At 60.1% G+C, this 22563-nt stretch carries 18 protein-coding genes; 10 read left to right on the top strand and 8 right to left on the bottom strand.

What is annotated here, in order from left to right; translation table 11 throughout:
• Positions 1-4: 4 nt before the first annotated feature.
• The 3 genes from KHU30_RS11355 to KHU30_RS11345 all read left to right on the top strand — a co-directional run bounded on the left by KHU30_RS11355 (position 5) and on the right by KHU30_RS11345 (position 4280).
• Complete coding sequence (locus KHU30_RS11355; RefSeq protein WP_211442735.1) at positions 5-1195, top strand: hypothetical protein; 1191 nt, start codon at positions 5-7, stop codon at positions 1193-1195.
• Complete coding sequence (locus KHU30_RS11350; protein WP_211442734.1) at positions 1192-3438, top strand: hypothetical protein; 2247 nt, start codon at positions 1192-1194, stop codon at positions 3436-3438. The genes KHU30_RS11355 and KHU30_RS11350 overlap by 4 nt, the downstream gene beginning before the upstream one ends.
• 122 nt (positions 3439-3560) lie before the next feature.
• Positions 3561-4280: a cyclodeaminase/cyclohydrolase family protein gene (locus KHU30_RS11345; protein WP_211442733.1), complete on the top strand. Its 720-nt coding sequence runs from the start codon at positions 3561-3563 to the stop codon at positions 4278-4280.
• A gap of 651 nt (positions 4281-4931) precedes the next feature.
• Here the strand turns inward: KHU30_RS11345 and KHU30_RS11340 are convergent.
• A complete protein-coding gene (locus KHU30_RS11340) occupies positions 4932-6356 on the bottom strand; it encodes an aminotransferase-like domain-containing protein (RefSeq protein ID WP_407928059.1) in 1425 nt (474 codons plus the stop codon).
• Positions 6357-6531: 175 nt separating this feature from the next.
• Here KHU30_RS11340 and KHU30_RS11335 point away from each other — a divergent pair, with 175 nt between their 5' ends.
• Together KHU30_RS11335 and KHU30_RS11330 are read left to right on the top strand one after the other, a co-directional pair.
• A complete protein-coding gene (locus KHU30_RS11335) occupies positions 6532-7818 on the top strand; it encodes an aspartate aminotransferase family protein (RefSeq protein ID WP_211442816.1) in 1287 nt (428 codons plus the stop codon).
• 13 nt (positions 7819-7831) lie between these two features.
• Positions 7832-9331 carry a CoA-acylating methylmalonate-semialdehyde dehydrogenase gene (locus KHU30_RS11330; RefSeq protein WP_211442732.1) on the top strand — a complete coding sequence of 500 codons (1500 nt, stop codon included), beginning with the start codon at positions 7832-7834 and terminating at the stop codon, positions 9329-9331.
• Positions 9332-9377: 46 nt separating this feature from the next.
• On the opposite strand, the gene thpR is transcribed toward KHU30_RS11330, so the two are convergent.
• Complete coding sequence (gene thpR, locus KHU30_RS11325) at positions 9378-9905, bottom strand: RNA 2',3'-cyclic phosphodiesterase (protein ID WP_211442731.1); 528 nt, start codon at positions 9903-9905, stop codon at positions 9378-9380.
• Positions 9895-11292 (bottom strand): cysteine--tRNA ligase, encoded by a 1398-nt coding sequence (gene cysS, locus KHU30_RS11320; RefSeq protein WP_211442730.1) that lies wholly within the window; start codon positions 11290-11292, stop codon positions 9895-9897. Before cysS ends, thpR begins: the two co-directional genes overlap by 11 nt.
• A gap of 256 nt (positions 11293-11548) precedes the next feature.
• Between cysS and KHU30_RS11315 the strand changes: the two genes are divergently transcribed.
• Positions 11549-12541 carry an aldo/keto reductase gene (locus tag KHU30_RS11315; protein ID WP_211442729.1) on the top strand — a complete coding sequence of 331 codons (993 nt, stop codon included), beginning with the start codon at positions 11549-11551 and terminating at the stop codon, positions 12539-12541.
• 10 nt (positions 12542-12551) lie between these two features.
• On the opposite strand, the gene KHU30_RS11310 is transcribed toward KHU30_RS11315, so the two are convergent.
• Both KHU30_RS11310 and KHU30_RS11305 read right to left on the bottom strand, forming a co-directional pair.
• A complete protein-coding gene (locus tag KHU30_RS11310) occupies positions 12552-13247 on the bottom strand; it encodes a right-handed parallel beta-helix repeat-containing protein (RefSeq protein ID WP_211442728.1) in 696 nt (231 codons plus the stop codon).
• A 61-nt stretch (positions 13248-13308) separates the two neighbouring features.
• On the bottom strand, positions 13309-13686 hold the full coding sequence (locus tag KHU30_RS11305; RefSeq protein ID WP_211442727.1) for a DOPA 4,5-dioxygenase family protein: 378 nt from the start codon (positions 13684-13686) through the stop codon (positions 13309-13311).
• A 328-nt stretch (positions 13687-14014) separates the two neighbouring features.
• Here KHU30_RS11305 and KHU30_RS11300 point away from each other — a divergent pair, with 328 nt between their 5' ends.
• Complete coding sequence (locus KHU30_RS11300; protein WP_230427323.1) at positions 14015-15259, top strand: AI-2E family transporter; 1245 nt, start codon at positions 14015-14017, stop codon at positions 15257-15259.
• An 87-nt stretch (positions 15260-15346) separates the two neighbouring features.
• Here the strand turns inward: KHU30_RS11300 and KHU30_RS11295 are convergent, their stop codons facing one another.
• The gene (locus tag KHU30_RS11295; RefSeq protein ID WP_211442726.1) at positions 15347-15937 is read right to left on the bottom strand and encodes a BPSL1445 family SYLF domain-containing lipoprotein; all 591 of its coding nucleotides are present in this window, start codon (positions 15935-15937) and stop codon (positions 15347-15349) included.
• Between the two features lie 364 nt (positions 15938-16301).
• Here KHU30_RS11295 and KHU30_RS11290 point away from each other — a divergent pair, with 364 nt between their 5' ends.
• Genes KHU30_RS11290 through KHU30_RS11280 form a run of 3 tightly spaced genes read left to right on the top strand, consistent with a single transcriptional unit; the run spans position 16302 to position 18097 of the window.
• Entirely contained in the window at positions 16302-16751 is a 450-nt protein-coding gene (locus KHU30_RS11290) for a MaoC family dehydratase (protein WP_211442725.1), read from the top strand.
• Positions 16752-16791: 40 nt separating this feature from the next.
• Positions 16792-17202 (top strand): VOC family protein, encoded by a 411-nt coding sequence (locus tag KHU30_RS11285; RefSeq protein WP_211442724.1) that lies wholly within the window; start codon positions 16792-16794, stop codon positions 17200-17202.
• 10 nt (positions 17203-17212) lie between these two features.
• Positions 17213-18097, top strand: a complete 885-nt coding sequence (locus KHU30_RS11280; RefSeq protein WP_211442723.1) for a CPBP family intramembrane glutamic endopeptidase — start codon at positions 17213-17215, stop codon at positions 18095-18097.
• A 21-nt stretch (positions 18098-18118) separates the two neighbouring features.
• Here the strand turns inward: KHU30_RS11280 and KHU30_RS11275 are convergent, their stop codons facing one another.
• Positions 18119-19510 (bottom strand): DUF3999 domain-containing protein, encoded by a 1392-nt coding sequence (locus KHU30_RS11275; RefSeq protein WP_211442722.1) that lies wholly within the window; start codon positions 19508-19510, stop codon positions 18119-18121.
• Positions 19507-22443 carry a DUF2339 domain-containing protein gene (locus KHU30_RS11270; protein WP_230427322.1) on the bottom strand — a complete coding sequence of 979 codons (2937 nt, stop codon included), beginning with the start codon at positions 22441-22443 and terminating at the stop codon, positions 19507-19509. The genes KHU30_RS11275 and KHU30_RS11270 overlap by 4 nt, the downstream gene beginning before the upstream one ends.
• Positions 22444-22563 lie beyond the last annotated feature (120 nt).

Genomic DNA, 22563 nt, shown 5'->3' with positions numbered 1-22563 from the left:
AAATATGATTTCGGTTAAACAGGCAATAACCTTCTCGGAGATAGAAGATCTGTATGAGGTAATAGATACTCCCGAGGCCGGTCTCTTACGCATCCCAACATCTCTGAAATATGGAGGTGGTTTTGGTGTTCCTGTCTCCCTGGTACAGTACCTTGCCAACTGGTCCCGCCAGCTTTTCCCGCCTACACTCAAGCTGTATCCGTCCCCGAACACCGACGTTTCGTTGAAGGCCTTGGCACAAGAGCCACATGGTATGGCAGCACTGTATTTTGCGCCAAGCCTTCTCGACAGTACCAATCAAAAGCTTGCATCACGCGATGGATTACGTTTTGTAATTCCGTATATTCAAGCTATGCAAGCAAGTAGCTACCGAGAAACTATGCATGGTCGCGGGGTCTTTTTGGCTTGCTTTTCGGCAGCCAAAAATGAATATCTCCTTCCGCTCTATTCGAAGGGACGAGTAGGGACACTTCGACGCAGGGAAGACTTCATCACTCTAACCGAGCAGATAATCGTCGCATGCGCCCCATCTGCAAAACGTGCCCTTACGAACCGGCGCTTGAGCTCAATTGCAAATTTGCTGTACGAGCTGTTTCGGAATACAGACGAGCATGCTCAAACTGACGAGATCGGAAATTCGTATACACGAAACATCCGTGGAATTATGGCTAAATTTGTTTCCATTAATGATTCGAATGCCCGCACGGCCTCAGATGTGCATGACGTTTCACAAAATTTATTCATGCTAAGAAATATTGCTAATAAAAGACTATTTCCCGATGAAGAGGGACGCGGGAGAGCGAGCGCCGAGACGTATTTTTTAGAGTTAACGGTATTCGACACCGGACCAGGCTTAGTTCGGCGGTGGATTTCAAAAAATTCCCATGGAACTAGTATTGAGCAGCTCTCCATCGAAGAAGAAGTAAACTTTGTCAAAAAGTGTTTTGAACAACACGCCTCGACCAAAGATTCCCAAGGAAGTGGACATGGCCTTGATTTGGTAATCGGTGTTTTGGCTGAGCTAAACGCCTTCCTAAAACTGCGTACTGGACGTGTGTGTCTTGTTCAGGACTTTTCGGCGTTACGATCGAAAAAATTTGACCCCCGCCACTGGATGAAAGATAGGCCCGAGCTTGCGCTGGCGGCCGGTGCTGCCTACTCAATTATTATTCCGTTGTCCCGGGGTGACACATGAAAGGATATTTTTCTTTCGATTGGGTAGCGGAGAATTCAAGTTTCGAGCGACGGAATTTCCGTTTTCTATTCAAATCACCAGGTGTGTTAAACGAAGGCGATTTAGCCGACGCGATTGAGCTCAGTGTGAATGCCGTATTGTTTCCAGATGTGATCGCGATTGTTTGCATTCAGTCGGAGCTAAAAGAGATACGAGAGGCCTTTTCATCTATTGTATTGAATCAGGCTGCGAACCGCACGTCCAAAAAAATTGGCTTATGCGTTTGTACCTACGACGGTCGCGGCGTAATCCGCCTCTCCAAGTTTATTAGAAATGAAATCCCGCAAGTAAAGCAAATCATCGCTAAACATTCGAACTCCATCACGAAGGCAGGTTTACGAGAGCTCTTTTCTTCGCCGCATATTTCGGTAACGGCACCTCCCGGATTTACATTTGTCAAACCATCTGGAGATAGATCGACGCACTTTCTTCGTGCGGAAGAGGCATTGACGGAGATCGAAGGGGTACAGTTTCTTAGTTTTTCTCTTCTTTCGAGAGTCAGTCAGCGCGATACATTATTAGGAAACCGCGTTGATGTAATTTACATAGATTCTATGGCAATAGCGTCTGTTGCATATGCATTGCGTGAGATGTATCGAAATCTATTTGAATGTGAGAATCCGAGGGTGGTCAGCTTTCACTCACACAACGGATTGGCCGATTTGGAGATGCCACTATACGGGACCTCATTCTGCCTGATTTCCGCCTCGTCATCGATGAAGTTGGAGCGAATCTGGAAAGAGAAAACACATTGCCATCCCGCTGAAGTAGTCACCTTTCTGACCTTACATGGGGTAACCGATGCGGAGAATGCCTTATTCACTCTCCCGCCTCCACTTAGCGATAAATCTAAACACAAAGAAACTGCCGGCGTTCTAAAAGATTTGCGTATGGCGGGTGAACGATTTGTGCCGGAAGAGATGCAACCTAAAAAAATTCTCCTGAAAAGTAAGGTTCACGCGGTTTCGTCAGCAGCCCAGTTTTCGGAGATATTTACCGGCTCCAATAAAGTCTTGGTATCAAGCAGAGGGGAAATCCCGACTGCAAAAATACGCCCCATATTTGTGGACGGTAGCGCACTTGTGAATGACAAAAAATTTTCCATATTTCTAAGAAAAATCATAGAACAAAAAACAGCTTTATCAGTTCAAGCGATCGTACATCAGGACGATTGTGCTTCACTTGAAATTGCCAATAAATGTGCGAACTACATAAAAGAAATTACGGCATCGGAAAATCGACTGCCAATAATTTCTCAAGAAAATTTAGAACTATCTAACGTACAACTTGATACATCCAAAGCACTATTGATTGTTGCTGCAGTTGTTGGCCGAGGCTCAAAATTATTGTCGATTAGCCGTGATCTGCGTGCTTTGCACGCGGGGGCAAGAACTTACGTAATCGGCGCACAAGTTGCCGAGACTAGAGCCCAAATTATCGCTCTCAATCGCAATCTAGAATATTCTGCCACCAAAGCTCAGATACTTATCGAAACATTTTCTAGCTTGGCTATAGGAGTCGGATTAGGAGACTCGTACGTCGAGGAACATGATTTCGTAGCCAATTTTCCAACCGATGCACTCGGCGATTTAATAACCGCGAGAAAGGGAATTCTGCCGGGTAATCGGACCGGGTTCAATGACAATACGTTTTTGCCGACAGGACCTAACCTCACTGACAATCTAAAACTTCGTCCAGACTTTGCTTTCTGGCAGTTCGAATATAACGATGAAGAATCTCATGTACCGGCCTTATTTGCTACGATCGCTGCAATTCTTCAGCACGCACGAGAATCCAAATTCGACGCTGTTGAGAATCGTTTGGCGTCGGACGCTTTTCAACAAGTCATTCTTGATCCAGAAAATTTTTCTCGTTACAACGACGGTGCCATACAGGCCTCTCTGTTGCGCGCAGCACATCGTGGAGAACTGGACTATTCATCTGAGCGGGTAGCGAGTCAGTATATTTTAGATTTTCTCATCAAGATATTTTCTCAACATGATCACCCTCAAGGTGAGGCCGCGCTCGAGTTTGCACTTGCCATTAGAGTAGGCAGACTTAAATTAATGAAGGAGCACGAAGAAGTGCTTCGAAAGAACGTCGAAGAAGTACTTCAAGGTGACACTCCGTCAAAGAGGGCACTTCGTTTATTCTTGGATTTAGATAGTTCGGTTGTAGAAGGTTCGTTGCCGTCCGATTTTTGAGATTCTCTCCAGCAGCGTTGTTTACGGAATATAGGAGTCACCTGCATTAGATAGCACCGACAGTTGATACTAAAATCAATTTTGAAAATTGGACAGAATAGATCTAATTAATTGGGGGAACTGTGGAAGAGAACGAAGAGGCATTCAATAACGAACTTTTAGCACGCCCGGCGGGACAATTGCTGAACGACTTCGGAGCGGGTCACGCCTCGCCAGGTTCTGGAAGTGCGGCAGCTCTCTTGGCACTTCTGGCGGCAAAAATGATTACGACCGTATGTGAGATCAGCGCAAGAAAACCTGAATGTCAAAAATATCTTCGCGATTTTGGTCAGATTGTAGCGATCATCAAAGATGAAATTGAGCCAAAACTTAGACATCTGTTTGAGCAAGATGCTAAAGACTTCGACAAGGTTGTTGGACTTCGAATTGCACGTGATGAGGCAACAGATCAGGCCCAAAAAACCAAACTCGCCAAAGAATCTCTGGATCTGCTGGAAGTTGCTACAAACTATACCTTTGAGGTGGGAGATCTCTCGGTGCGGCTAATGACGCAAGGTATTGCAATGTTCGAAAACGGGTGGCATGCGGTCCGAGGGGACTCTGGCGTGGCTATCAGCGCAGCCATGTCTGCTGTAATGTCTTCAATTTTCATCATCAAGTTGAATTTAAAGACGTTGAAGCGTCGCAACTATGCAAGGAGCAGTCTTGAGCGCAGTGAAGAGTTGAGGATGCGCTTGGCGGAATTGCAAACACAGGCATTCAAATGTGTCGCGGCCATTAGCACGGAGTCCATCGAATCGATACAACTTGAACTCGCAGTGGAAGTTCCTGATCAGAGTTAGTTAACGGATCGCTTCAATCGCTGAATCAAAGTCAACTATACGTGGGCGTTTAAATATACGGCAACCGTCCAAATTCTTTCTCGAACGCCACTCGAAACGGTGTTCGGATTTGCCGCGGGGCTCGCCGCACATACCCTTTAGCCAAGATAAAATTTTGCGGTGAGAGAAATTTGAGATATGCGATAGCCTCTTCTGGGGGGAAGGGGCTTGTAAAATTTTTCGCGTTGAATTTTGATGGTAATGCCGTCCAGGCGAGGCCGTCCAATTGATTTGCATCAGCCCATGCCGCTATTTCTCAGCCATAGAGCAAATAAAATTTATTTCTCCCAGCCAGACACCAAGCCATTGATCATTGCAGCCCGCTCGTAAACATAGAACTTCAGCCGCAACTTCATCCGTTGTGTAATCGAGCACCGTCCATAATGATCGGACTTCAGATGCGCCTGGACTAATTACTAACGTAAGTCTGCCAATGCCTCGGTCAGGATCTCTTGCAAACTCTGATGGCAGAATCGAACCATCTTCACGCCGTGGACCGACAATTTTTAGCTCGCGGGGGAAAGCGTCTATATCCATCTATCTGGCGCACCAATGAAAAACCCACACCTCGTGACGAGTGTGTGGGCTTATTTCTGCCAGGGAGCAAGAATTTCAACTTAATTTACGGAAGAAATCGGACAGCTTGGGCAGGTCCGAAAACGCAACATTGAAACGAAACCACGGATGCGGCGGCGGCGCTACGTGGAAAAACTCTCCCGGCGCCAGCCAGATGCCCTGCGCCAGCGCCTGGTCGGCAATTTCCGTGGCGCTCAGCGTGCTGTCCTGCATCCTGGCCCAATAAAACATGCCGCCGCGCAAGGGCCCGAACGGCAGCAAACCGGCGTCTTCCAGCCTGGCGCTGACCTGCGCCTGCGCAGTCAGCAAGGCGCCGGCCAGGCGCTCGACGTGGCGCCGGTGATGGCCTTCGGTCAGGGCGTTGTAGACCAGCCGTTCGGTGATTTCTGAATTGGTCAGGGTCAGGACCATCTTGGTGCGCGCCAGCTCCTGCGCCAGTTCGCTCTGGCAAACGATGAAGCCCAGCCGCAGAGAGGGCGCGATGGTCTTGGAAAAGCCGCTGACGTAGATCACGCGGCGCAAGCCGTCCAGCGCCGCCAGCATCGGATCGGTGGCTTGCGCCAGTTCGCGGTAGAGATCGTCTTCCACCACCCAGAAACCGTGACGCTCGGCGGCCTGCAGCACGCGCATCGCGCAGGCCGGGGTGTAGCTGGTGCCGGTCGGATTCTGCAACACCGGATTGGTGAAGAAAATCTTCGGCCGGTGCAGCGCCGCCAGTTGCTCCAGCGCTTCCAGGTCGACGCCGCTGACGGTGCGCGGCACGCCGATCACATTGATGGACGCCAGCCGCAGCATGGCGATCAGGTTGCAGTAGCCGGGTTCTTCGATGAAGACCGTGTCGCCCGGCTTGACCAGGGTGCGCATGATCAGATCCAGCGCCTGCGTCACGCCGTGGGTGGTGACCACCTGGTGCGGCGCGATATCGAGCGACCAGTTGGCGAAGGACTTGGCGATGGTTTGCCGCAGCGGCCCGTAGCCGAAGGGATGGCCGTAGCCGACCTGCTGCGCCCCGGGCGAGCGGATGATGCGCCGCTCCGCCGCGTGCAAACCCTCGCCGTCCAGCATGCTGCTGGGCAGCCAGCCGCAGCCGGCCTTGATCGGCACCCGTTCGTCGGCAAACACTTCCGAAAACAGCCAGGCCGAATCGATCACCGGATTGGGCCGGACCGCCGGCATGCCGCTGCGCTGCGCCGCTTCGCGCTTGGCGATGAAGAAGCCGGAGCCGCGCCGGGCGATCAGCATGCCGCTCGCCACCAGCCGCTCGTAGGCTTCGACGATGGTGGCGTTGCTGACGCCTTGCTGCCGGGCGAACCGGCGGATCGACGGCAGCCGTTCGCCAGGACGCAGCCTGCCGCTGTCGATCAGGGCGCCGAGGGCGGCGACCACTTGTTCCACCAGGCCGAGCGCGGCTTGCCGTTCCAGCGGCAGGGGAAGTTGCAGGGCATTGGGCATATCGGTCATGGCATTGGTGTATTCAGTACAGATCAGGATTCACAACAATACACTTTTAGCGATTTGTGTGAAGTGTATCTATGAATCCTGATTGTAACTGCAATAATCGGCCGCATTACCAACCACCGTAAAGCAGCCTGCCGTGAACACACATCAATCGGAACAAGACTTGTCGGCATTCTGGATGCCATTCACCGCCAACCGCCAGTTCAAGGAGGCGCCGCGGATGTTCGTATCCGCCAAGGGCATGTATTACCAGACCGACGACGGCCGCCAGGTGCTGGACGCCACCGCCGGCCTGTGGTGCGTCAACGCCGGCCATTGCCGTGACGAGATCACCGCCGCCGTCACGCGCCAGATCGGCAGCATGGACTACGCGCCGTCTTTCCAGATGGGCCATCCGCTGGCGTTCGCCGCGGCGCGCAAGGTGGCAGGACTGATGCCGGCCGGGCTGGACCGCATCTTTTTCACCAATTCCGGTTCGGAAGCGGTCGACAGCGCGTTGAAGATCGCCCTGGCTTACCACCGCGCCCGCGGCGAAGGCCAGCGCACCCGGTTCATCGGCCGCGAGCGCGGCTACCACGGAGTCGGCTTCGGCGGCATTTCGGTAGGCGGCATCAGCAACAACCGCAAGGCTTTTTCCGGCAACCTGATGCCAGGCGTCGACCACTTGCCGCATACCCTGAACATCGCTGAAGCCGGCTTCACCGACGGCCAGCCGGCCTGGGGCGCGCACCTGGCGGATGAACTGGAACGGCTGGTGGCCCTGCACGACGCCTCCACCATCGCCGCCGTCATCGTCGAACCGCTGGCCGGCTCCACCGGCGTGCTGGTGCCGCCGGTAGGCTACCTGGAACGCTTGCGCGCGCTGTGCAGCAAGCACGGCATCCTGCTGATTTTCGATGAAGTGATCACCGGCTTCGGCCGCCTCGGCGCCGCCACCGCGGCTGAATATTTCAAGGTGACGCCAGACCTGATCACGCTCGCCAAGGGCATCAACAACGCGGCCATTCCAATGGGCGCGGTAGCGGTGCAGCGCGAGATCCACGATACGGTGGTGCAAGCCACCGCCGTCGGCGGCATCGAACTGATGCATGGCTACACCTATTCCGCCCATCCGGCAGCCGCCGCGGCCGCCATCGCCGCCATCGACCTGTATCAAAGCGAGCGCCTGTTCGAGCGCGCGCGCGAGTTGTCGCCGCTGTTCGGCAGGGCGGCGCACGGCGTGGCCGGCGCGCAGCACGTCAAGGATATCCGCAACCTCGGCCTGGTGGCCGGCATCGAACTGGAAGCGCGGCCGGGCGCGCCCGGCGCGCGCGCCTACGAGGTCTTCCGCAAATGCTACGAAAAGGGCGTGATGGTGCGCTATACCGGCGACATCCTGGCGTTCTCGCCGCCGCTGATCGTGCAGCCGGAAGAAATCGAACGCATCTTCAGCACAGTGCGCGAAGCACTCAATGAAACCAAATAATCAGAGGCAAGCCATGACCATTTCTCAAATTAATCATTTCATTTCAGGCGCACCGGTGAGCGGCCGCTCGGAGCGTTATTCCGACGTCTTCAATCCTGCCACCGGCGAGGTGGTCGCCCAGGTTGCGCTGGCATCTGCGCAGGAAGTGGATAAAGCCGTCGCCAGCGCGCGCGCCGCTTTTCCGGCCTGGTCGGAGACGTCGCCGCTGCGCCGCGCACGAGTCATGTTCAAATTCAAGGAACTGCTGGAGCAGAATCATGACAAGCTGGCGGCCATGATCACACGCGAGCACGGCAAGGTGTTTTCCGATGCCAAGGGCGAAGTGGTGCGCGGCATCGAGGTGGTGGAGTTCGCCTGCGGTATTCCGCATCTGCTCAAGACCAGCCATACCGACAATATCGGCGGCGGCATCGACAACTGGAACTTGCGCCAGCCGCTGGGCGTGGTGGCCGGCATCACGCCGTTCAACTTCCCGGTGATGGTGCCGATGTGGATGTTCCCGCTGGCACTGGCATGCGGCAATTGCTTCATCCTGAAACCGTCCGAACGCGATCCTTCGGCCAGCCTGCTGATCGCCGACCTGCTCAAGCAGGCTGGCTTGCCCGACGGCGTATTCAACGTGGTCCAGGGCGACAAGCTGGCGGTGGATGCCTTGCTTGCGCATCCGGATGTGCAAGCCGTTTCCTTTGTCGGCTCGACCCCGATTGCAGAATACATTTATACCGAAGGCGCGCGCCGCGGAAAGCGCGTGCAGGCGCTGGGCGGCGCCAAGAACCATCTGGTGGTGATGCCGGATGCCGACCTGGAACAAGCGGTCGACGCCTTGATCGGCGCCGCCTACGGTTCCGCCGGCGAGCGCTGCATGGCGATTTCGGTAGCGGTGGCGGTGGGCGATATCGCCGACCGCCTGGTCGAGCGGCTGGCGGAACGCGCTGCCGCGCTCAAGATCGGCAACGGCGACCGGGCCGATTCCGAAATGGGCCCGCTGGTCACCGGCGCGCACAAGGCCAAGGTCGAGGCTTACATCGCCAAAGGCGTGGAAGAGGGCGCCAAGCTGCTGGTCGACGGCCGCGGCTTGCGGGTTGCCGGCCATGAAAACGGCTTTTTCGTCGGCGGCACCTTGTTCGACCACGTGACGCCGGAAATGACCATCTACAAGGAAGAAATCTTCGGCCCGGTGCTGGCGGTGGTGCGCGTGCCGGACCTGGCCGGTGCCGTGGAACTGGTCAATGCCCATGAATTCGGCAACGGCGTGGCTTGCTATACCAGCGACGGCGGCGTGGCGCGTGCCTTTGCGCGGCAGATCCAGGTCGGCATGGTCGGCATCAACGTGCCGATTCCGGTGCCGATGGCCTGGCATTCCTTCGGCGGCTGGAAGCGTTCGCTGTTCGGCGATCACCATGCTTACGGCGAAGAAGGCATCCGTTTCTATACGCGTTACAAGAGCATCATGCAGCGCTGGCCGGACAGCATCGCCAAGGGCGCCGAGTTCACCATGCCAACCGCGAAATAGAAACGCTCGTTCTCTGGCGCGGTACGGGAACCGGCGCGCCGCAACGTCAATGCGTCGCCAGCAGCCGGTATTTTGCGCCCGCTGCCGTCGGCGCCGATTGCACCAGCACGGCTTGCCCTTGCCCGACTTGCCAGACGAGCGGCGGCGCCAGCACCGTATCGGCGGGCGCATCGGCATTGCGCGCCAGCGTGATGTGCGGCTGGAAACGGCGGCGGTGGTCGAAGCCGATCCGGCAACGCAGCAACTCGGCCGCCAGCGCGGCCTGCAGGTCGAGCAGCGCGGCCGGCGGTGCGCTCATCTGCAAGGCCGCGATACGGTGACGGCGAAAGTAGGCGAGCCGGTCCAGCACCAGCGTCATCGCGGCCTGCGGTAAATTTTCCAGTATCTGTTCCAGCAACGGCAGCACGCCAGCCGGCTGTTCTCCCAGGAAAGCCAGGGTGATATGGAAATCGTCGCGGTGCACGGCGCGCCCCGGCGCCAGCGCCTGTACCTGGGCCAGGCGCTGGCTGGTTGCTTCATCCGGCCACAGCGCATAGAACAGCCGCAGCGGCCCGGCATCGAGGCTAGCTGTCATGCGCCGCTCCTGCCAAGGCCGGCTTCAGCGCCGGCCCCGCGACGGTATCTTCCACCAGGAAACCGAGCGCCCGGATCTGTTCGCGCAAGCGGTCCGCTTCCTGCCATTGCCGCGCCGCGCGCGCGGCCTGGCGTTGCGCGGCCAGCTGCGCTACTGCTGCGGGTATGGCGACGCTGGCCGGACGCCAGCCATCCAGGTCCAGGCCCAGCACTTCATCCATTGCTCGCAAGGTCGCTTTGCAACCGGCGGCATCGGTGTCGCTGCGCACCAGCTCCCACACCAGCGCCAGCGCGCGCGAAAAATTGAGGTCGTTATTGATCTCGGCGCGGAAGCGCTGCATCCATGCCTCATCAGCCGCACCGCCATGCGGCCAGCGATGGTAAGCCTCTCTCAAGCGTTGCAAGCCGGTGGCCGCGGCCTGCAAGCCATCCCAGCTGAATTCCAGCTGGCTGCGATAATGCGCCGCCATGCACAGGTAGCGATAGGCGAGCGGATCGAACCCCTGGTCGACCAGCGACTGCAGGCGCAGGAAATCGCCGCCGGACTTGGACATCTTTTCACTGCCGGTCTGCAGGAAATAGCCATGCATCCAGTAATTGGCCAGACGGGTGCCGTGGCAAGCCTGGGTCTGCGCGATCTCGTTGCTGTGATGGACGGCGATGTGATCCTCGCCGCCGCAATGGATGTCGAACAAGCTGCCGAGATGCGCGGCCGACATCGCCGAGCACTCGATGTGCCAGCCGGGAAAGCCGCGCCCCCAGGGACTGTCCCACTCCATCTGGCGGCGCGCCTCGGACGGACTGAATTTCCACAGGGCGAAATCGGTAACGCTGCGCTTCTCTCCCATGTCGACCCGCGCTCCGGCCTGCAAGGCGCTGCGATCCAGCCGCGCCATATAGCCGTAATCGTCCTGCTTGCTGGTATCGAAGTAGATGCCGTCGCCGGTGCGGTAGGTATAGCCCTTCTGCTCCAGGCTCTGGATGAAACCGATCTGCTGCGGCAGATAGTCGGTGGCGCGGCACCAGACCGCCGGCTGCAGCAGGTTGAGCGCGCGGAAATCTTCCATGAAGGCCGCGCTATAAAATTCCGCGATGTCCCAGGCGCTCTTGCCGCTGCGGCGGCTGCCTTTTTCCATCTTGTCTTCGCCGTCGTCGCCGTCCGACACCAGGTGGCCGACGTCGGTGATGTTGACCACGTGCTGCACCTGGTAGCCGTTGAACTCCAGCGTGCGCCGCAGCAGGTCCTCGAAAATGTAGGTGCGCAGGTTGCCTATGTGGGCGTAGTCGTACACCGTCGGCCCGCAGCAGTACAAGCCCGCGCGGCCGGGATCAATGCTGTCGAAGCGGCGGACGCGGCGCTCCCAGCTGTCGTATAGATGGAGTTCCATGCAGTTCATTTAAAAATACGGGTGATGTGAAACGATGCCGTGACGGCAAGCCGGCGCCGGCTAAATCAAACGCAAAAAATCAGGCGCAATGCAGGGATGTCGTGCGACAACAGCGTGCGCAGACTTGGGGGCGGGAACAGATGATGGATTGCTTGGGCATGGCTTATACTAACTTGCGGCGCTTGCCATGGTCAAGCACGCCGAGCGCGTCTCGGCGGCCCCACCTAGGCGGCCCCAACACTTTCCGGAGCAGACAATGAAAGAGCAACTCATCAAGCATCGCAAGCTGGGATCGGGCGGCCTGACGGTATCGGCCATGGGGCTGGGCTGCATGGGCATGAGCACCGCCTATGGCGCCGCCGATGAAAAGGAATCCATCGCCACCCTGGAACACGCGCTGGAACTCGGCATCAACTTCTTCGACACCGCCGAGCAATACGGCCCCTACCTCAACGAAGAGCTGCTGGGGCGGGTCTTCAAGGGCCGCCGGCATGAAGTGGTGCTGGCCACTAAGTTCGGTTTCAAGATCGAGAACGGCGTCACCACCGGCATCACCAGCGAACTCGGCCATGTCCGGCGCGCGGTGGAAGGCTCGCTGCGCCGTCTCGGCACCGACCACATCGACTTGCTGTACCAGCACCGGGTCGATCCGGCGGTGCCGATCGAAGAGGTGGTCGGCGTCATGGCTGAGCTGGTGCGCGAGGGAAAGGTGCGCTACCTGGGATTGTCGGAAGCCGGCGTCGCCAATATCCGCAAGGCGCACGCGGTGCACCCGATCAGCGCCCTGCAAAGCGAATACTCGCTCTGGGAGCGCAACCTGGAAGCCGAGATCCTGCCTGTGCTGCGCGAGCTCGGCATCGGCCTGGTGCCTTTCAGTCCGCTTGGCCGCGGCTTCCTCAGCGGCAGCGCGCAGCGCGCCGAAACCTATCCGGCCAGCGATTTCCGCCATCTCGATCCGCGCCTGCAAGGCGAGAACTTCGACGCCAACATGCGCGCCGCCAAAGTGGTCGCCGGCATTGCCGCGACCAAGGGCGCCACCGCCGGCCAGGTCGCGCTGGCCTGGGTGCTGCAGCAAGGCGACGACATCGTGCCGATTCCTGGCACCAAGCGCCGCACTTACCTGGAACAGAACGTGAACGCCGTCGACGTTACCCTGACGGCAGCCGAGACCGAAGCGCTGGAGAGCGCACTGCAGCAGGTGGCCGGCGAGCGTTACAGCAAGGAGCGCATGGCCTGGGTCGACCGTTAAGCGTTAAACCTCAAGGGCAGGCGCTGGCGTTGCAGGTATTGCCGGCGTTCGCTGCGGACTTGAGATTGGTCTGCACGGCATTGCCGTTGTTGGCGCTCAGGCGGTTGTTGCTGAAGCTGGACTGGGCGTAGGCGGCCAGCCCGAAATGCTGGTTGCCGCGCATGGCGTTGCGGCTGACCTTGAGGTCGATGCCGAAAATGCCGTCGCCGCCATTGTTCTCGGCGGCGCTGTTGCTGATCGCGCCGCCAAACATGACCGCGCCGCCGCGGCCGTTGCGCGACACCACCACATGATCCAGGCTGGCCGAATTGGTCTCCAGGTAGATGCCGTAGTTGCCCATGCCCTGGACGATGCCGTTCCTGACCGCGACATGGCTGCGGTTCACCGCGTGGATGCCGTTGCCGCCGCCGAGCGGCCAGCAGGGCGCAGGCAGTTGCTGGCAGCGCGTCGGCCCCTGGATCGCATAGCCATGCAGGTCGATGGTGACGTTATCGGCATTGATTTCGATTGCGGTGGTGTTGGGGTCGGCCACCTTCATGTTGCCGGCCAGCTGATAGTGTCCCGGTTCGTCGATGATCACCATGAAACCCGGCTTGTCGGCGCGCGCCGGATCGATAGGAATGATGCGTTGCGCCGCCGCGCTGGCGCCGGACAAGGGCAGCCAGGCGAGCAGGGCTGCCCCCGCGAATTTCTGCAAGCTGTGCATGACAGGTCTCCAATTTTTTTTGCGGCAGGCCGCCTTGCCCGGCAAGGCAGGTCCGGCCAGCTTATTCAAGATCCAGCTTCTCTGCATCCCTGGCAAAGATCGCCAGGTTCAAAGGCCGCACTGCCCCCATCCAGATGGCATGATCGCGATGGTCGGCCAGCTCGTCGCCGGTCAGCGGATGGATGAATACGACCAGGCCGGCCCGATGCAGCGCCAGCCACGGAACCAGTTCGCCGAATACTTCCGGCGCAAAGCCCAGCTGGCAGCTCCAGTCCGGGTGCGGACCTACCGGCTGCCGATGCGCGCGGCCCACGCTCAGCGCAAAGCGTTGCGCGGCTTGCTCGCACAAGGCCAGCGCCTGCGGCAGGCTGGCGGCGTCGTAATAGATGTGGGCGTGATAGCCGGCAATGGCGGCAAGCGGCTCGGGTGAAACGGTCATGCGAAAAACTCCAGACAGGTGATGCAAGAATGACAGCGGAGCGAAGCGGCCGGTTTCTTCAAGCGTTAGACTTCAAGAATACCCCTTTTCCGCCGCCAGAGGAATCGGCCGCCGGGAAGCGTCCGCTTGCTTGTCTTTCTGACTATCAGGATGCGGATAAACGTGCACAAATATAAGTTTCAGGCAGATATCAGGCGCACAATTGCTCTTGAAAAATCAAACCGGCTCTGTGTGCTGACGCACCGAGCCGGCATTCCAGCCCGTATATGCTGCTGCTATCGGCTTTGCCTCCATGACGAGCAATCAACACGTGAAATCAACTACTCCCATGAACTCAATCAGCGCAGATGCAACAGTGGATGCCGGCAACGCCGCGCCCCCTCAACCGGCGCCGACGCAGGCGCCACCGGACCAGCCGGCGGCGCAAGCGGCAGCCGAAACGCCGATGACCGGTCCGCTGGCGCCGCTGGTCTCCCACAGCTCCACGCACGTGCGCAGCCTTTGCCTGCACATCCTCACCGTGCTGGCCCTGGTGTTCGCGCTGCAATGGGGGCAAAAATTCCTGGTGCCGCTGGTGTTCGGGATTTTCATCGCCTATACCTTGAATCCGCTGGTGGTCTGGCTGGAGCACATCCGCGTGCCGCGCCTGTTCGGCACCTGCCTGGTGATGGCGACGCTGATGCTGGGCCTGGCCCAGGTCGGCTATTCCTTGCGCGGTGAATTCCAGTCCATCATGGAACGCCTGCCAGCCGCCGCCCATCAATTGTCGCGGGCCATCGTCAGCGCCAGGAACCAGGGCGGGCAAACCAGCACGATCCAGAAAATGCAGGCGGCCGCCAACGAAATCGAAAGCGCCGCCGGCCAGGCTGCCGGCGTGCGGCCCGACGCCAAACGGCCGGCGCCGGCGGTGGTCGCGCCGCCCTCCTTCCAGCTCAGCGAATGGATATGGACCGGTTCGATGGGCGCCATGATTTTCATCGGCCAGGCCACCATGGTGGCCTTCCTGGTGTTTTTCCTTTTGCTGTCCGGCGACAAGTTCAAGCGCAAGCTGGTGAAACTGACCGGACCGTCGCTGTCGAACAAAAAGATCGCCGTCAGCATCCTGCTCGAAATCAATTCCTCGATCCAAAGGTATATGTTCATGCTGCTGGTGACGAACTCCCTGCTGGCGGTGCTGATGTGGGTCGCATTCCGCTGGATCGGCTTGGAAAACGCCGGCGCCTGGGCCCTGGCCGGCGGCTTCCTGCACATCATTCCCTATTTCGGCCCCCTGCTCATCGCGGCGGCGACCGGCGTCACCGCCTTCATGCAGTTCGATTCCTTCTACATGATGCTGCTGGTCGCCGCCTCCACGCTGGCGATCGCCACCCTGGTCGGCACCTTCGTGACGACCTGGATGACCGGCCGCATCGCCAAGATGAATGCCGCGGCGGTGTTTATCGTGCTGCTGTTCTGGGGCTGGCTGTGGGGAATATGGGGCTTGCTGCTGGGGATACCGATCATCGTCATCGTCAAGGTGGTCGCCAAGCAGGTCGACGGCATGCAGGCGATCGCCGAGCTGTTGAGCGACTAGGATCGGATCTGGCAAATCGCCGCGGATAAAAAAATACGGCATCCGAAGATGCCGTATCGACTTCAGGACTGCCTGAGGCTGCGCTGCTTACAGCGTGATCTTGGTGATCTTGGCGCCTTGCAGCGAAACGCCGGCGATCAGGCCGCCGTTGGTGGTGACGAAACCGACGATAGGCTGCTGCGCCGTGTTGGTATCGATATTGCCGTTGGCGCCGATGTTAGCCAGCGCCACGGTGGCGTCGGCGCCGACGGTCCAGCCGTTACTGTTGCGGAATTTATCCAAAGCGTCTTGCGTCATGAACAAGAGCACGATGGCTTTCGATTGCGCGCCAGCCTGGAAACCGACGGAACCGGCAGTGGTGCTGTAATAGCCTTCGGTACGGTTGCCGACGCGCAGCGCGCCCTTGCCGTATTCAGCGCCCAGCACGAAGCTGGCTTGCAGCACTTGCGGGAAGACCAGGACGCCCTTGGCGCGCGCGACCAGCTCGCGTGAAGCCGGCGCGGTCTGGTACAGTTTCGACAAAGTGGCGTCTATGCCGGCATTGATGTCGGAGCGGCTGGTTTGCGAACTGGCATCCTTGCCTGGCATGGTGGTGGTGCAGCCGGCGAAGGTGACGCTAGCCAGGGCGACAGCGACGGCGGCAAGGGTCTTGCTTGGGAATAGGGATTTTTTTTGCATTTTTTTCTCCAACGAGATGTGGATGACAAATGAATAACGTTACAGATGATATACCGCACTTCACGATGCATGTACAAACTGGCAATTTTACGTAAGCCTCAAGCCCTCCAGTTCCGGACGATATCCCTGATCGGATCAGGCATCCTTGATTCGGCATCCATGAGCGACGGCAAGCGGCCCAGGCAACAGCCGCGTCGCAGTGATCGAGATGCGGCTGCATCTTTATCCGCAATCATGATGCCACTGTAGGCGCGATGTAAGATTGAATCTGTACGGTAGCGCACATTCAGGCAACGTTTCTCCGGCATCGGCCTGCCTGGGAAGACGGGCGCCGCAAGCTTTGAACAAACCCTAGGAAGCCGTCATGAACCAACATAGCAGTTCCCCGCAACCCGCGCTGTACCTGGACGACCTCACCGTCGGCTCACTCTTCGTCAGCGGCGAGCACGCCATGGACGAGCAGCAGATCCTGGCGTTTGCGCAGCAGTTCGATCCGCAGCCGTTCCACCTCAGCGACGCCGCCGCCAGGGAAACCCTGTTTGGCGGGCTGGCCGCCATCACGATGCGCCTGCTGGTCACCAGCGGCATGCCGCTGCAGGGCGGCATCATCGGTTCCGGCGGCGAACTGAGCTGGCCGCGCCCGACCCGCGCCAGCGATATCCTGCATGTGGAAAGCGAAGTGCTGGAGGTGACGCCTTCGCGTTCGCGGCCGGACCGCGGCATGGTGAAGCTGCGCAGCGAGACCCGCAACCAGCATGGCGAAATCGTCCAGCTGTTCATTTCCAAGCTGGTGGTGTCGCGCAAGACGCCATAGCGGCCGGCGGTCTACAATAAGAATTTTGAACGAAGCCAAGATGATAAAAATCCGCGAAATCGACCACCTGGTCTTGAGAGTGGCAGACCTCGGCAAGATGCTGCATTTCTACTGCGATGTGCTGGGCTGCAGCGTCGAACGGCGACAGGAAGAAATCGGCCTCGTGCAGCTGCGCGCCGGCAGTGCGCTGCTCGACCTGGTGCCGGTCGACGGCAAGCTCGGCAGCGCCGGCGGCGCCGCGCCGGGCAAGGAGGGACGCAACCTCGACCATTTCTGCTTCCGCGTCGAACCCTTCGACGAAGCCGCCATCCGCAGCCATCTGCTGGCGCACCGGGTCGATGCCGGTCCGCTGGCTTCCAGGAATGGCGCCGAAGGCGAAGGGCCGTCGATCTATATCAGCGATCCGGAAGGCAACGTGGTGGAGCTGAAGGGGCCGCCGGCGGCTTCCTGACGCTTCCGCCATGGCTATTTCCGGATTGACCGCTCTTACCTTTATCTTGCTTGCTGCGGCGATCTGCGCAGTGTGGCTGCCGCCTGTCCGTATCAGCCGGCGCATGGCGCTGCCGCCCTGGAGCGGATGCTTCGTCGCCGCGGCCTGCTGCGGCCTCGCCGCCGGCGTCCTCAATCCCTGGTCGGCAGCGGCGTTGGCGATTTTTTGCGGCATAGCCTATCTGGCGGCTACCGCCAGGCAACCATCCGTTTCCCGCATCCTGCTGACCGCCGCTGCCGCAATCGTGGCGCTGGCGTTGGCCTTGCACCGCCTGCCGGGATTCAACAATCCGCTGCTGATTTCCGCCCTGACGCTGTCAGCCGGCGCCGCGCCGTTCAGCCAGTATGCAAACTTCGACAAGGGCGCCGCCGGCCTGGTGCTGCTGGCATTGCTGTGCCGCCGCGCGGATTCCGCCGCGGCCTGGCGCGATCTGTTGAAAAAAACCTGGCCGGCAGTACTGGCGACCACGATCGCGGTGCTGGGAGCGGCGACCTGGGTCGGCTATGTCAAAGCGGATGTCAAGCTGAGCCAGACCACCGCGCTGTTCCTGGCAACCAATCTGTTCTTTACGGTGGTGGCGGAAGAGGCTTTTTTCCGCGGCGTGCTGCAAGACCGCCTGGCTGCATCGCTGGCGCGCTTTCGTCATGGTCCGATGGCAGCGCTGGTTTGCTCCGCGTTGCTGTTCGGCGCGGCGCATGCAGCCGGCGGCGGCGTTTATGTCATGCTGGCGACCATCGCCGGCTTCGGCTATGCCTACGCTTATTACGCCACACAGCGCATCGAAGCGCCGATCATCGCCCATATCGCGGTCAATGCCGTGCACTTCATTGGCTTCACTTATCCGTATCTGCGCTGAGCCAGACAAGCGGCTGCAAGATCATTGCCCTCCAGCCGGCCCCTTGTCATTCTGCTTGAGCAGCACCCAGGCCATCGCTCCCAGCGCCAAGACGGCCGTCAGCAGTACGCCCCACAGCGCAAGATTGCGGACCGGCGCCCCGTCGCGGCTGGCGGTAGCCTGCACCACCGCGGCAGCGCCGTCGACCGTCGCCAGCGGCAAACTGTTTTCTTGCGCCGCGCGATAGCCGGGCAGCAGGCTTTGCATCGGCAGGTAGGGACTGGCTGCATTGGCCAGGCCAGCCGCCAAGGTGAACGGCGGCTGGCCGCTGACCAGCGCCACGATCTGGACAGGTTCGAACTCCAGGGTAATGTCCGGCGCCGCGCTGAACCCGGCGCTCTTCTTGTCGGCTTCGATCTTGATTTCACGGAACGCCGTCGGCGGCAATTCGAGCGCGGCGCTATCCTGCACTTTGCCGGCCGTCTGCAAATGATAAATGACGCCGGCTGCGAGCGAGGTCCATGGCTGGCCGGGGTCGTTACGGCCCAGCACCCGGACCGGGATCAGGAAATTGTCCCCCGCCGCCTTGATCTTCAGCGCCGCCAGCGGCGTCGCAAAGGGCAGGGCAAAGCGCAGCTCGTACGGATTGAGCAGCTGCGGCGCGGCCAAGGCAGCACTGACCCTGGGCGCGCTGCCGATGCCGCGCGCGGTCGTCAGGGTGGCGCCGCGCATGGTCACCGGCGCCGCATGTCCGCCGGCGTCGGTCCAGCTTACGCGCAGATACTGGTCCTTGAGACTGGCGCCGGGCAACTCCACATGGTCGGCGCCAAGATGGCCGGCACCGGCCCGATACAAAACGGTTTCCGCCAGCGGCCGCCAGCCTTTCAAATCCGCGCTGGCCTGCACGGTAAAGGTAATCGGCTGGGCATCGGGCAGATCGACATCGAGCGCCATATCCACCACCGGATCGGCGATGGCGCGGGTATCCAGCAAGGCGCCCAGCACTTTTACGGACTGCTGGCCGGCAGCGGCGCCGCTATCGATTTGCACCACGCGCTTGCCTTGCTGCTCCTCGATGCGCAATGAGGAAGCGGAGAGATCCCCGGCATCCGGCGCACCCATGACCGGCAATGACGGCAGGACCAGCTTACGATGTTCAGTTTGCCGCAGACTGGCGCTATCCGACCAGGCCATAGAGAGCGGCTGGCCTTGGCCATTGAAGATGCGCAAGTCGCTCATGCCGCCGCTTTGCAGATTCGCCAGTACCTGCGCCGGCAGCAGCAGGCGCTGTAACGAGGCATCGCCGTTGAAGTGCACCGGCAGCCGTAGCGCATAGGATTGCATGACGTTCGGATCGCTTGCCGGCCATGCCGCCAGCGGCGTCGCCAGAACGCAGGCGACGGCCAGCCAGCTCAAACCTGGAAAATGTCTCATGCTTGCTTGTTCTCCATAGGATTGGGGTGCGCAGCCAAGGCTTTGGGCGGCAGCGGAGCGAAATAACCGACCACCAGCATCAGGACGCCGACGGCAATAAAGGTAATGATGCGTTCGGCGCCGCCGGCATTCGACAAATCGACCAGCAGCAGTTTGACCACCACCAGCCCCAGCAGGCCGGCGCCGGTCAGCCACAAGGCGCGCTGCGCACGCCGGTGCGCCAGCAGCATCAGGCCGAGCGCCAGCAACGTCCAAAGGATGGCGATACCGGTCTGCACCACGAAACTGTCGAACAAGGCCGGACCATCCCAGCGGACGCCGAAGAAATGGTGGGCGATGCGCAGCCAGACCGTATTGAGCGCGACAAAGGCCAGCGCCGCCAGCGCGAGCAGCGTCTCTCTGCGCGCCACCCAGGCCGCGGCAGCCGGCAAGGGCTGCGCCGCACTCGCCACGCGGCGCCACAACAGCAGGGCGCCCAAAGCCAGCGCCAACGCCAGGTCCGTGGGATTAAGCAAGGGAATATACGGTAGCGGCTCGGTATGCCCGGATGACAGCAGGGCCATCAGCAAGGCTCCGGCATACACCAGCAGCACCAGCGGCATCGCCGCATGCCAGTAATAAGCCACCGCATGCGGATTGCGCGGCCAGCCGAATTCCGCCAGCGTCGCCAGCCGGTTCGCCTTGCCCGCCCACAGCGACAGCAACAGCAAGATGGCGATGATGCTGACCAGCAGCACGACGCTGGCCCACGAGGTTTGCCAGAGATGGGCGCGGGCGATCCAGAACCACAGGCAATCCGCCAGCAGCAGCGTCAGCAGCCAGACGCCGCCGACGTGCATGGCGCGATTGAGCCTGAGTACGCCGGTGCTGGCGCCGGCATCGGTATCGTTTTGATAGAGCATGCGGAAATGCAAAGCCAGCGCCGCCAGCCAGATCGCCCAGGCCGGCGTAGCGAGAACGCGGAAATCCGACAATTCCTGGACAATCAACGCCAGCACTAGCGGCAACAGGGTAAGGCGGCTCGGCCAGGTGGCGACCGCCCAACCGCTCTTGCGCCCCAGCAGCGACCACAGCCAGGCGCTCGCCACCAGGGCCAGCATGGTCAGCAACTGCTGCGTGCCGGCGCTGAACAAGGGCTGCGCTGCCATGCCGGCTTCGCTGCCGGGCACGCTGCGCCATGCTTCGACAATCCAGGCCAGGCACCAGAACGCGAAGCCATACAGGTAGGCCGGCTGAGCCAGCAATGCCTCTGCTTTCACATAGGACCTGGCCCAGGCCGAATCGCTGTGCAGCAACGGAGCCCGCAGCCACCAGGCAATAGCCAGCGCCGGCAGCGCAATGAACATGGCGCCGATGAACATCGGGTTGGCCAGAGGCCAGGCCGCCACATTGTCATCGAGCGCCGCCAGGAAGGCGCCGCCGGCAACCACCTGCAGCAGCAGGCCAAAGGCACGCGGCATCCAGCGCGCCTGGCGCATGCCGACCCAGAAGGCGCCGGCGCCTTCCAGCGCCCATACTGCCGAAGTCCAGCGCACGTCCAGCGCCAACGGCACCGCCAGCGTCACGAAACCGATGCCGATGGCCAGCATGGATTCGATCATCAGACGGTAGTTCTGCCGTCCACGCCGCATCAACAGGGCGGCCAGCAGCAGATACAGGGCGGCGAAGCCAAGCGCCGAGAACGCGCTGCCCAGCTTGAACTGGCTGGCCAGCCCGACTTGCAGGCCAAAGCCGATCAGCGCAGTGCCGAACATCAAGGTGCTGTCCACTGCATTCCCAAGCCTGGTGGGAGTATTGCGGGCATACAGGATCGCCGCCGTCACGTAGATCAGCACGAACAGAATCAGGAACAGTTGCGAGCTCAGGTACAGCGCCGGATCGTACTTCAGCACGCCCCAGGTAGTGGCAACGCCGAAAGTGGCCACGAATCCCACCATATTCAGAACCCGCCACGAGCGCTTATAAGCAATGAACAGGATCGCCAGGTTCAGCACCGTGTAATAGCTGAACAAGCCGACGCTGCTGCCGCCTCCCGTCGACAGCAGCAGCGGCACCGCAAAGCCGCCGGCAAACGCCGCCACCGCCAGCCCGCGCGAATCCTGCAACAGCGCCAGCGCACAGCTTAGCGCGCACACCACGATCATCAGGCCGAACGCCGGCAAGGGCGGGATCAGGCTAAACAAACGGAAAGCGGCAAACACCGTCAGATAGATCACCGCCACGCCGCCGCCCTGCAGCGCCAGCGCAAACGCCGGCTTTATCCGGCGCTTGCCGAAACCCACCGCCAGCAGCGCAATCCCGGCCACCGCAACCGCCGCCAGCCGCAATTCCACCGGAAACAAGCCGGCAGAGGCGGCGTAACTGGCCAGGAAGGAGAGGCCGATGAACAGGATCACCAGGCCGGCGCGGATGATGGTATTGCCGCCGAGGAGCCAGTTCCTGGCGGCGGCGATGGCCAGGTCCAGCGGGTTGGGCGGCGCCGGAACAGGAGGCGGTTTGCGCGCTGCAGGCGCCGATGGCGGCGCCTGTATCCTGGGCAAAGCATCCGGCAGGGGCGCGCCGGCCGAGGCGGCCGGCATCACTGGAGGCGCTGGCGGATAGACGGAAGCATTCACCGCGGCCGCCCGGTCCATGGCAGGCTTGGCGCCCGGATTCAAATTGGGCGCCGGCGGACTGCCATCCAGGTTTGGCTGACTCTTCAACCATTCTTGCATCTGCTTGCGCAGCTTTTCATTGCCGGCAGCGATTTCTCCCCGGATCGCGTAACGCAAGCCCAGGCCGGCCACGAGGCCGAGCACGCCGCCGGCAAATACGCCGACATCGCCATATCCGGCATTAGGCCACAGCCAACCCAGCACCCCACCGCAAAGAATTCCCCACAGGATCATATAGTCAGCTCGCTGGTTGTAATTGGCCCTGGTATTGTCTGCCAAGTAACTTGCCTATGCAATGGGCGCGGACTGCGTGCTCCAGCCGCCGACGCGCGATGTCGCGATTTACCCGGCAAAGTCATTTGTCCTGATTTGCCCATTAGGCTAAGCTAAGCAATTTTA

The sequence above is a fragment of the Collimonas humicola genome (genome assembly GCF_018304945.1).
Classification (GTDB): domain Bacteria; phylum Pseudomonadota; class Gammaproteobacteria; order Burkholderiales; family Burkholderiaceae_D; genus Collimonas; species Collimonas humicola.
Note: the sequence above shows the minus strand (reverse complement) of the source record. Positions and strands in the feature narration are given on the sequence as shown.

Excerpts from the sequence above, each read along its gene's own strand:
- KHU30_RS11355 (WP_211442735.1), top strand. The coding sequence starts at position 5 with ATGATTTCGGTTAAACAGGCAATAACCTTCTCGGAGATAGAAGATCTG.
- KHU30_RS11350 (WP_211442734.1), top strand. The coding sequence starts at position 1,192 with ATGAAAGGATATTTTTCTTTCGATTGGGTAGCGGAGAATTCAAGTTTC.
- KHU30_RS11340 (WP_407928059.1), bottom strand. The coding sequence starts at position 6,356 with ATGACCGATATGCCCAATGCCCTGCAACTTCCCCTGCCGCTGGAACGG.
- KHU30_RS11335 (WP_211442816.1), top strand. The coding sequence starts at position 6,532 with ATGCCATTCACCGCCAACCGCCAGTTCAAGGAGGCGCCGCGGATGTTC.
- KHU30_RS11330 (WP_211442732.1), top strand. The coding sequence starts at position 7,832 with ATGACCATTTCTCAAATTAATCATTTCATTTCAGGCGCACCGGTGAGC.
- thpR (WP_211442731.1), bottom strand. The coding sequence starts at position 9,905 with ATGACAGCTAGCCTCGATGCCGGGCCGCTGCGGCTGTTCTATGCGCTG.
- cysS (WP_211442730.1), bottom strand. The coding sequence starts at position 11,292 with ATGGAACTCCATCTATACGACAGCTGGGAGCGCCGCGTCCGCCGCTTC.
- KHU30_RS11315 (WP_211442729.1), top strand. The coding sequence starts at position 11,549 with ATGAAAGAGCAACTCATCAAGCATCGCAAGCTGGGATCGGGCGGCCTG.
- KHU30_RS11310 (WP_211442728.1), bottom strand. The coding sequence starts at position 13,247 with ATGCACAGCTTGCAGAAATTCGCGGGGGCAGCCCTGCTCGCCTGGCTG.
- KHU30_RS11305 (WP_211442727.1), bottom strand. The coding sequence starts at position 13,686 with ATGACCGTTTCACCCGAGCCGCTTGCCGCCATTGCCGGCTATCACGCC.
- KHU30_RS11300 (WP_230427323.1), top strand. The coding sequence starts at position 14,015 with ATGAACTCAATCAGCGCAGATGCAACAGTGGATGCCGGCAACGCCGCG.
- KHU30_RS11295 (WP_211442726.1), bottom strand. The coding sequence starts at position 15,937 with ATGCAAAAAAAATCCCTATTCCCAAGCAAGACCCTTGCCGCCGTCGCT.
- KHU30_RS11290 (WP_211442725.1), top strand. The coding sequence starts at position 16,302 with ATGAACCAACATAGCAGTTCCCCGCAACCCGCGCTGTACCTGGACGAC.
- KHU30_RS11285 (WP_211442724.1), top strand. The coding sequence starts at position 16,792 with ATGATAAAAATCCGCGAAATCGACCACCTGGTCTTGAGAGTGGCAGAC.
- KHU30_RS11280 (WP_211442723.1), top strand. The coding sequence starts at position 17,213 with ATGGCTATTTCCGGATTGACCGCTCTTACCTTTATCTTGCTTGCTGCG.
- KHU30_RS11275 (WP_211442722.1), bottom strand. The coding sequence starts at position 19,510 with ATGAGACATTTTCCAGGTTTGAGCTGGCTGGCCGTCGCCTGCGTTCTG.